This is a genomic window from Nevskia sp. (assembly GCF_023266035.1).
GTDB lineage: Bacteria > Pseudomonadota > Gammaproteobacteria > Nevskiales > Nevskiaceae > Nevskia.
The window spans coordinates 20,601-29,861 of record NZ_JAHFRY010000051.1 but is presented as its reverse complement, the minus strand read 5'-3'; the positions used below and the strand labels follow the sequence as shown (position 1 = coordinate 29,861).

The following is a 9,261-nucleotide window of genomic DNA, read 5'->3' as shown; positions in this document are numbered from 1 at the left end:
GACCGAAGAAAGCACTCGGCGGGCTCACGCCCGCCGCCTATGCCAGGCAACTTGCCGCCAAGGCGATAACATCCACCCACGGGCTCTAAAACAAATCGCTACTCAAAGCGGGGGGACGTCGACTGCGGCCGGCGGCTTCCTCATGACGGGGATGTCGTGGCCACTCGGGGAAGTTCCTTTGTACTGCCTGATTCACAAGAATGCGGCGCCGCGGCTTCCTGTGGCAGGACATCGGTCCTTCGCCGTACTCGGACTTTAGTCCTCCAATCCCTCGCGTTCCGAAACCCAACGATCGCGATTTCAGACTACTGATGAACATGGAACTCAACGAAGGCAAGGCTCAAGCTCTGGCGGGCGTAAAGGTTCTCGACCTTTCGCGGGTGCTCGCCGGACCCTGGTGTACACAGATCCTCGGCGATTTTGGCGCCGACGTGATCAAGATCGAGGCGCCGAACCAGGGGGACGACACGCGGACATGGGGGCCGCCCAACCTGCCGCCCGAAGCTGGTTTCGAGGGCTTGGGCGAGAGCGCGTATTATCTTGCGTGTAATCGCAATAAGCGGTCCGTTGCCATCAACATGGCATCACCCGATGGCGCAGCACTCATTCGGCGCCTAGCCGTGCACGCGGATGTGGTGGTTGAGAACTTCAAGGTCGGTGGCCTGAAGAAGTACGGCCTGGATTGTGACAGCCTGAGGGCGCTGAATCCCCGCCTGATTTACTGCTCCATCACTGGTTTCGGGCAGACCGGCCCGTACGCGGATCGGCCAGGGTACGACTTCGTGGCGCAAGCGATGGGCGGGATGATGAGCGTGACGGGTGAAAAGGATGGCCCCCCGCTAAAGCCAGGCGTGGCGATGGCGGATATCTCGACGGGCATGTATGCCGCCGTCAGCGTGCTCATGGCATTGAGGCACGCAGAACGAACGGGGCGTGGCCAGTCCATCGATTGCTCGCTGTTCGACACGCAGATTTCCACGCTGGCAAACCAGGCGCTGAGCTTCCTGGTCAGCGGCCGCTCGCCACCCAGACTCGGCAATGCGCACCCGGCGGTGGTGCCGTATCGCGTATTCGATGCCATGGATGGTCCGGTCGTCGTCGCCGTCGGCAACAACGGGCAGTTCGCTGCACTGTGCGATGTGCTGGAGGTTCCCGAACTGGCGCAGGAGGAACGCTACGCCACGAATCGTCTGCGGACCATCAACCGGGACCCGCTCGAAGCCACGCTGCAGGCACTCATCGCGCAGCGGTCGGTATCGGCACTGATCGCATCGCTATCGGCACGCAATATCCCTTGCGGTCCAGTCAATACCGTCGCGCAGGCCTTTGGCGAGCCGATGATCGAGGCGCGCGACACGGTGCATCACTTCGAGCGGGCAGATGGCGTGCGCGTGCCGTCGGTGGCGTATCCCGGGAAGCTGTCGGAGACGCCGGCACGATTCAGCCGGCTGCCGCCCGGCCTGGGCCAGGATACCAACGAAGTGCTGGCGGATTGGCTGGGCCTGGGCACCGAGGAACTCGGACGTTTGAATAGCTCTGGCGCCATTGCCGATCGATCCGGAGCCTGAGGAAACGACTATGCAGCACACTGACACCTTATACATCGGTGGCGCCTGGATCGCCGCCACGAATGGTCGACCGCATGCGGTCGTCAACCCGAGCACGGAGGAGGTGGTAGCAACCGTGACATTGGGATCGGCCGCCGATGTTGATCGTGCGGTGCAGGCGGCGCGAAGGGCGTTCGTGAGCTATTCGCGCAGCACGCGCCAAGAGCGGATCGAATTGCTGGAGGCCATCATCGCCGTCTACCAGCGGCGCGTGCCGGAGCTCGCAGCGGCGGTCTCCGTCGAGATGGGTGCGCCACTGGAGCTCGCCAACCGTCGGCATGCGCCATCGGGCCTCCGGCACCTGAACACCACGCTTGCAGTGCTCAGGGATTATCAGTTCGAGGAGCGCCTCGGGTCGACCCTGATCCTGCGCGAGCCCTTCGGCGTCTGCGGCTTCATCACGCCGTGGAATTGGCCGATCAATCAGATCATGTGCAAGCTCGCGCCCGCTCTCGCTGCCGGCTGTACTTGTGTGCTCAAACCTAGCGAGATGGCCCCGCTGAGCGCGATCCTGATCGCTGAGATCCTGCACGAAGCAGGCGTGCCTGCGGGCGTCTTCAATCTGGTCCACGGCGATGGGGCAACGGTGGGCGAGGCCTTGGTCGCGCATCCCGGCATCGACCTGATTTCCTTTACTGGTTCCGCCAAGGCCGGCATCCGCGTGGCGAAGCTAGCCGCCGATTCGGTCAAGCGAGTCGCCCAGGAACTAGGTGGAAAATCCGCAAACCTGATCCTCGACGACGCCGAACTGCCTAGCGCCGTCAGGGCCGGCGTGCTGCACCTGCTTGAAAACAGTGGCCAGTCCTGCAATGCGCCATCGCGCATGTTCGTGCATCGGCGCCACTATGGTGAGGCCATCGACATCGCGGTGAGTACGGTCGAATCGGTGTCGGTGGGTGAGGCCTCGGCACCCGGCGTGAGGATGGGTCCGCTCAGCAGTCGGGCGCATTGCGAGCGGGTACAGAGCTACATCCGTATCGGCATGGAGGAGGGGGCCCGCATCGTCACAGGGGGGCTGGGGCGGCCCAACGGATGCGAGCGGGGATTCTTCACCCGGCCGACGATCTTCGCCGATGTACGTTCGGGGATGCAGATCTCGAGGGAAGAAATCTTTGGTCCCGTGCTCTGCATGATTCCCTACGACGATGAAGACGAGGCCATTCGCATGGCCAATGACACGAGCTACGGCCTTTCGGGCTACGTATCCTCTTCGAACGCGGATCGTGCGAGGCGGGTTGCAGGATGCCTGCGAACGGGGATGGTGCACATCAACAACGCGCCGCCCGATGCCTTCGCCCCCTTCGGCGGATACAAGCAGTCCGGCAACGGCCGTGAGTGGGGGCGATTCGGATTCGAGGAGTTCCTCGAGATCAAGGCGGTGACCGGCTCGGACCGGTGAGCGATCGCTACCTCAACGGGGCGCCGGGGTTGTCCTGGCGCGCCCCGTCGGATTCGGGTTCACGGACTACTAGGATGCGGGTCATCGATGAATGAACTTCACGTAGGCGTTGTCGGCGCCGGCACCATGGGCCAGGGCATCGTGCACCTGTTCGCGCAGACGGGGCATACCGTCTCGGTGTTCGATGCGCTGGAGGGCGCCGTGTCGAAGGCGCTGGCATCGGTCGCTGGAATGATCGGAAAGGGAGTCGAAAAAGGACGCCATACACACGCCGAAGCCGAGACCATGATGGCTCGGATCAAGGCCTGCACAGCGCTTGACCAGCTTGCATCCTGCGATGTGGTGATCGAGGCCATCGTCGAGGATATCGGTGCGAAGCAGGTGCTGTTTGCATCGCTCGAAGCCGTTGTCTCCGAGCATGCGATCCTGGCCAGCAACACTTCGTCGCTGGTGGTTGCGGAAATTGCCGCAAAGTGTCGATACCCGGGGCGCGTGGCTGGTCTGCACTTCTTCAATCCCGTTCCGCTGATGAAGGTTGTGGAGATCATTGCCGCCGTGCGGACGACGCAGGGAACGGTCGATACCCTGGTCGCACTGGTCGAAGGCAGCGGCCATCGACCAGTGATCACGGCCGACCAGCCCGGGTTCCTAGTCAACCACGCGGGGCGTGGCTACCTCACCGAGGCCCTGCGGATTCTGGAGGAACGAGTCGCGAGTGTCGCCGAGGTCGATACGCTGATGCGCGAGGCTGCGGGCTTCAGGATGGGGCCCTTCGAGTTGCTGGACCTGACCGGACTCGATGTGTCGGGCAAGGTCATGGAATCGATCTACGAGCAGTTCCAGCAGGAACCGCGCTTCCGTCCATCGTCGCTGGTGCGACCGCGTATCGCTGCGGGACTGTTTGGTCGCAAGTCGGGCGCGGGCTGGTATCGCTATGACGCGCAGTCAAAGGCGATCCCGGATCAGACGGCGCGTCCCGTCCCCGCGTTGCCGCCCGCCCTGCGACTCTGGATCGAGCCTGCTGCAGCAGAGCGAGAGAGCCTCGTGACGCTTGCCGAATCGCGATCGGTGAGGGTGGTTTTGAACGCCCACGAGGCGGACCTTATCCTCGTGCAGCCTTGGGGCCAGGACGCGACCACGGTCTGCGTCGAATACGCGCTGGATGCAACACGGACCGTGGCCCTCGATCCGCTGTCCGGCTTTGGCAAGCGCCGCACGCTGATGATCACGCCGGTGACGAGTGCCGCCGCGAGAGATGCCGCGCACGCGCTGATCGCAAGCCATGAAACGCCGGTGACCATCATCAACGACAGCCCGGGCTTCGTCGTGCAGTGCGTGCTGGCGACCATCGTGAACATCGCGGCGAACATCGCACAGCGTGGTATCGCATCGGTTCCGGATATCGAGGATGCGGTGAAACTTGGGCTCGGGTATCCGCATGGTCCCCTGAGCTGGGGCGACCGCATCGGCGGCCGCCCGCTACTGATGATCCTGCGCAATATGCAGGCCGTCACCGGAGATCCGCGCTATCGCCCGAGCCCCTGGCTGACGCGACGCGTGGGCCTGGGACTGTCGCTGCTCACTCCGGAGGCTGGCCGCGCTTGAGCGAGATCGATATCGACCATCTACGCCAATGGGTTGGCCGCGAGCGCGTGCTCGTCGACGATTTGCATCCCTTCCGCGCGCAGGCACTCGCCAGCGCGCTGGACCGGGGGGCAGCGCCGAAGGCCGGCGACCTGCTGCCGCTTGGCTGGCAGTGGCTTTATTTTCTCGACGCGCCCGCCGGGTCGAACACCAGCCCCGATGGCCATGCCGAGCTCGGCAATTTTCTGCCCCCGACGCCCTTGCCGCGTCGGATGTGGGCCGCGAGCGAGATATATATCGAGCGCCCGTTTCGCTTGGGAGCGGTGGCCACGCGGCGCTCCGTGCTCCGCTCGGTGGATGCCAAGTCGGGAACGTCTGGCAGCTTGGTGTTTGTCACGGTCGATCACGAGTTCTCGCAGGATGCAAAGCTCTGCCTGCGCGAAAAGCAGAGCATCGTCTATTGCGAGATGCCGACAGGCCCGGTGCCGATTGCTCAGGGAGTTGCGGCGCGGACCGACGCCGACTGGTCGCGCACCATCATGCCGGACCCCGTGCTGTTGTTCCGCTACTCCGCACTGACCTACAACGGACATCGCATCCACTACGACCGGCAGTACGCCATGGAGCACGAGTTCTATCCCGCTCTTGTTGTCCATGGCCCGTTGCTGGCGACGCTGCTGCTGGAATTTGCAAGCGCCCATATGCCGAATGCCAGGTTCACCGCATTCCAGTTCCGCGCAGTACGTCCCACCTTCGACTCACATCCATTCACCGTGAATGGAAAACGGGAGGGAGCCAGCGTGAAGCTCTGGAGTGCGGACCACCAGGGGCAGCTCTGCCTGAGTGCGACCGCAACTCTCGCATGAGCGGCTTGTTTCCAATCTGGCGCTCGATGCTGTTCGTGCCAGCGCACGTGGACAGGTTCGTCGACGCCGCGCATACCCGCGGCGCCGACGCCTATCTGCTCGACCTGGAAGACAGCGTGCCCCTGGCGCAAAAAATCCAGGCGCGTGCAGGACTCGCGTCGGCTGCATTCAGGGTCTCGCAGTCTGGCGCCGCGGCGCTTGTGCGCATCAATGCCGATGATGCGCTCGTGTCAGCAGATATCGACGCCGCCGTCCTACCGGGGGTGCGCGCGCTGATGGTTCCGAAAGTCGAGTCGGCTGCCCAGGTGCACATCCTGGATGCCCGGATCACTTCGCTCGAGCGTCGACGTGGCATGGCACCGGGCCAGATGCTGCTCATCGCGCAGATCGAGCATGTGAATGCCTTGCCTAAGCTCGATGAAATCGCCACCGCATCGCCGCGGATCATGGGCATGATTCTTGGCTCCGAGGATTTTTCCGTCTCGGCTGGGGCCGAGCCGACGCCGGAGGCGCTGTACGACCCTAACCAGCTCGTCCTGTTCGCCTGCCGTCGTGCCGGCATCCTGCCCTTTGGCTTTCCGGGATCGATCTCGGTATTTCGAGACCTCGACCTGTTCCGCGACCTCATCCGCCGTGCGCGAGAGATGGGGTTTGTCGGCTCGTACGCGATCCATCCTCTTCAAGTCTCGGTGATGAACGAGCTATTCGCGTCACCAGCAGAAGACGTGCGCCACGCGCGTGAACTGCTTGCTGCTTACGACGAGGCCGAAGCACGGGGTCGCGGTGCACTCGAGTTCCGCGGCCGCATGGTGGACATGCCGGTCGTGTTGCGCGCGCGTGAACTGGTGCGGCGGGCCGATGCCTTCCGTGCGACCTACAGCACTCTGGAACATCGACTTGACGACAATGGCTGACCCGCAAACCTCGGTCGTGCGCCTCCTTGGCCAGCTGCGCGGGGCATTGGATCTTGCCACGGCGGTGCTAGCCAAGCGCTGTGCCTCCGGGGGGCGGCTCGACCCGGGGAAGCTGGACCTGGAACAGGTGCCGAGTTACGAGCTCGCCTGGGCCACGGCCGAACTGCTTGCCGCCCAGATCACGCTCGACGCCTTGAATGCGCGGACCGGAGAGCTGGACCGCCGACTCGCATGGATCTTCGGCATCGAGGCCATAACCTTGGTTCGGGACCGCTTGGAAACGCTGTATGCGGAACTCGATCTTGATTCCGATGTTCTGCATGCGGTGACCCGCGACGCCGAGTTGCGCAGCTTGCAGCGGCAACTGGTCCGCGGTGCAGCGCTGCACGATACCGCCCGCTTGCTCGCTCGCGATCCAGCCGACCTTGCGCAGGTGCCGGTCAGCGAGGAACTGACGCTCGTCCGCGACCAGTTCGAGCGCTTCGCTGCCGAGACGGTTACGCCACTGGCCGAGAAGATCCATCGGCATGATCTGCTCGTGCCAGAAGAGCAGCTGCTGCAGCCGCTGCGCGAGATGGGCGTGTTCGGCTTGTCCATTCCGGAGCGGTACGGCGGCAGCGCGCCTGACGACGAAAAGGACAGCCTCACGATGATTGTAGTGACCGAGGCGCTGTCGGAGGCCTCGCTCGCCGCGGCTGGCAGCCTGATCACGCGGCCGGAAATCCTGTCCTGCGCACTGATCACCGGTGGTACTGAGAAACAGAAGCAGCACTGGCTTCCGCAGATCGCGCGAGGCCAGCCGCTATGCGCCATCGCCATCACCGAGCCGGACTTCGGCTCCGATGTGGCCAGCCTGAATTTGCGCGGCACGCGCGTTGCGGGCGGGTGGTTGCTGGATGGTACGAAGACTTGGTGCACATTTGCCGGCAAGGCCGGGGTGCTGATGGTGGTCACACGCACAAATCCGGATCGTTCGCTGGGCTACAAGGGTTTGAGCCTGATGCTGGCGGAGAAGCCGAGCTTCGATGGTCATGCCTTCGATTATCGACAGGACGGTGGTGGCCGCCTCGTCGGTCGAGCGATTCCGACGATCGGCTACCGCGGCATGCACTCGTTCGAACTGTCGTTTGAGGAATTCTTCGTGCCGGACGCCAATGTGATTGGTGAAGAGGGTGGCCTCGGGCAGGGTTTCTACTACACGATGGCCGGCATGATGGGAGGCCGCCTGCAGACGGCGGCGAGGGCCAGTGGCGTGATGCGCGCGGCGTTGCTTGCCGGGGTGCGCTACGCGGAAGAACGCAAGGTCTTCGGTGCGTCATTGCTGGCGTATCCGCTCACAGGCGCGAAGTTGACGAAGATGGCGGCACGTTACGTTGTGTGTCGCTACTTCACCTACGCGATCGGGAAGCTGCTGAATCAGGGCGGCGGCCGCGTGGAGGCCAGCCTCGTGAAACTGTTCGCCTGCCGCTCCGCGGAGCTGGTCACGCGTGAGATGTTGCAGCTCCATGGCGGTATGGGTTACGCCGAGGAAGTTGCGGTAAGCCGCTACTTTATCGACGCGCGCGTGCTGTCTATCTTCGAGGGCGCGGAGGAGACACTGGCGCTGAAAGTGGTCGCGCGCAGCTTGCTGGAAGCCGCGCTCGACGCGAATGCAGCCCGACCGCAATGACGCCCGGAATCCTGCAGGGCCTGCGCGTCGTCGAGGTCTCCGCTTTCGTCGCCGCCCCGCTCGGCGGGATGACGCTTGCACAGCTGGGTGCCGATGTCATCCGCATCGATCCACTCGGCGGGGGTATCGATTACCGGCGTTGGCCGGTGACGGACGACAACATCAGCCTGTTCTGGGCAGGCCTGAACAAGTCCAAGCGTTCGGTTGCGATCGACATCAACCAACCGGAAGGGCGCGATCTGGCGCAGGCACTGATTACGGCAACTGGTGACGATGCCGGCATCCTGCTCACCAATTTCCCGGCGCGCGGCTGGCTGGACTACGAGACCTTGCGGATCCGCCGTGCCGACCTGATCCAGCTGACGATCCAGGGGGATCGCAACGGCCGCTCCGCAGTGGATTACACCGTCAATGCCAAGGTTGGCATCCCCTTTCTCACCGGTCCACGGGCTCATGAAGGCGCGATCAATCACGTTCTGCCAGCTTGGGATCTCATCACCGGCCATATGGCCGCCGTAGGACTGCTTGCCGCGGAGCGGCATCGGCGGCGCACCGGCGAAGGACAGCACATCAAGCTCGCATTGGAGGACGTGGCACTGGCGACACTCGGGAATCTGGGGCTTATCGCGGAAGCACAGCTAGGTAGTGAGCGGCCCCGCTACGGCAACGACCTTTTCGGCGCCTTCGGTCGTGACTTCGTGACTGGTGATGGTGTGCGCGTCATGGTCATCGGACTGAGTGCGAAGCAGTGGCGCTCGCTCTGTGCTGCGACCGGCATTACCGACGAGATCAAGTCGCTGGGCACGCAGCTCGGCCTCAATCTCGACCTGGAAGGAGAACGCTTCAAGGCGCGCGAACAGATCTCCCGCCTGGTCGGGTCCTGGATCGCGGTTCGGACGCTGGCCGAGGTCAGCGCCCAGTTCGAAGCGCACGCCGTCTGCTGGGAGCGCTACCAGACGGTGAAGCACCTGGTTGAAGCCGATCCCGCCTGCTCGGTTGCCAATCCCATGTTTCGCACCGTTTGGCAGGAGGGCGTGGGCAACATCCTGTCGCCGACGAGTCCGCTCGACCTGGGATCGGGCCGCGCACCCGCCCAGCCCGCACCACGCCTGGGCGCACATACCGAGGAGGTGCTGTCGACGCTGCTCGGTCTGACGTCCGGCGACATCCTTCGCCTGCAACGGAAGGGCGTTGTCCGCGCTTGAACGCAGGGTTCACCAGC

7 protein-coding genes are annotated in these 9,261 nt (G+C 63.9%); all 7 read left to right on the top strand.

Going from position 1 to position 9,261, the window contains the following annotated elements; genetic code table 11:
- The first annotated feature begins 311 nt into the window (after positions 1-311).
- Positions 312-1,568: a CoA transferase gene (locus Q0D45_RS09845; protein WP_293391979.1), complete on the top strand. Its 1,257-nt coding sequence runs from the start codon at positions 312-314 to the stop codon at positions 1,566-1,568.
- A gap of 10 nt (positions 1,569-1,578) precedes the next feature.
- Positions 1,579-3,006 (top strand): aldehyde dehydrogenase family protein, encoded by a 1,428-nt coding sequence (locus Q0D45_RS09840; protein ID WP_293391978.1) that lies wholly within the window; start codon positions 1,579-1,581, stop codon positions 3,004-3,006.
- A gap of 87 nt (positions 3,007-3,093) precedes the next feature.
- Positions 3,094-4,611 (top strand): 3-hydroxyacyl-CoA dehydrogenase, encoded by a 1,518-nt coding sequence (locus Q0D45_RS09835; RefSeq protein WP_293391976.1) that lies wholly within the window; start codon positions 3,094-3,096, stop codon positions 4,609-4,611.
- Positions 4,608-5,456, top strand: a complete 849-nt coding sequence (locus Q0D45_RS09830; RefSeq protein ID WP_293391974.1) for a hypothetical protein — start codon at positions 4,608-4,610, stop codon at positions 5,454-5,456. Before Q0D45_RS09835 ends, Q0D45_RS09830 begins: the two co-directional genes overlap by 4 nt.
- Positions 5,453-6,370, top strand: coding sequence for a CoA ester lyase (locus Q0D45_RS09825; protein WP_293391972.1), 918 nt, complete (start codon positions 5,453-5,455; stop codon positions 6,368-6,370). The genes Q0D45_RS09830 and Q0D45_RS09825 overlap by 4 nt, the downstream gene beginning before the upstream one ends.
- Positions 6,363-8,039, top strand: a complete 1,677-nt coding sequence (locus Q0D45_RS09820) for an acyl-CoA dehydrogenase family protein (RefSeq protein ID WP_293391970.1) — start codon at positions 6,363-6,365, stop codon at positions 8,037-8,039. The genes Q0D45_RS09825 and Q0D45_RS09820 overlap by 8 nt, the downstream gene beginning before the upstream one ends.
- Entirely contained in the window at positions 8,036-9,244 is a 1,209-nt protein-coding gene (locus Q0D45_RS09815) for a CoA transferase (RefSeq protein WP_293391968.1), read from the top strand. The genes Q0D45_RS09820 and Q0D45_RS09815 overlap by 4 nt, the downstream gene beginning before the upstream one ends.
- Positions 9,245-9,261 lie beyond the last annotated feature (17 nt).

What these genes read in the sequence shown, in the direction of transcription:
- Q0D45_RS09845 (WP_293391979.1), top strand. Translation starts at nt 312, where the DNA reads ATGAACATGGAACTCAACGAAGGCAAGGCTCAAGCTCTGGCGGGCGTA.
- Q0D45_RS09840 (WP_293391978.1), top strand. Translation starts at nt 1,579, where the DNA reads ATGCAGCACACTGACACCTTATACATCGGTGGCGCCTGGATCGCCGCC.
- Q0D45_RS09835 (WP_293391976.1), top strand. Translation starts at nt 3,094, where the DNA reads ATGAATGAACTTCACGTAGGCGTTGTCGGCGCCGGCACCATGGGCCAG.
- Q0D45_RS09825 (WP_293391972.1), top strand. Translation starts at nt 5,453, where the DNA reads ATGAGCGGCTTGTTTCCAATCTGGCGCTCGATGCTGTTCGTGCCAGCG.
- Q0D45_RS09820 (WP_293391970.1), top strand. Translation starts at nt 6,363, where the DNA reads ATGGCTGACCCGCAAACCTCGGTCGTGCGCCTCCTTGGCCAGCTGCGC.
- Q0D45_RS09815 (WP_293391968.1), top strand. Translation starts at nt 8,036, where the DNA reads ATGACGCCCGGAATCCTGCAGGGCCTGCGCGTCGTCGAGGTCTCCGCT.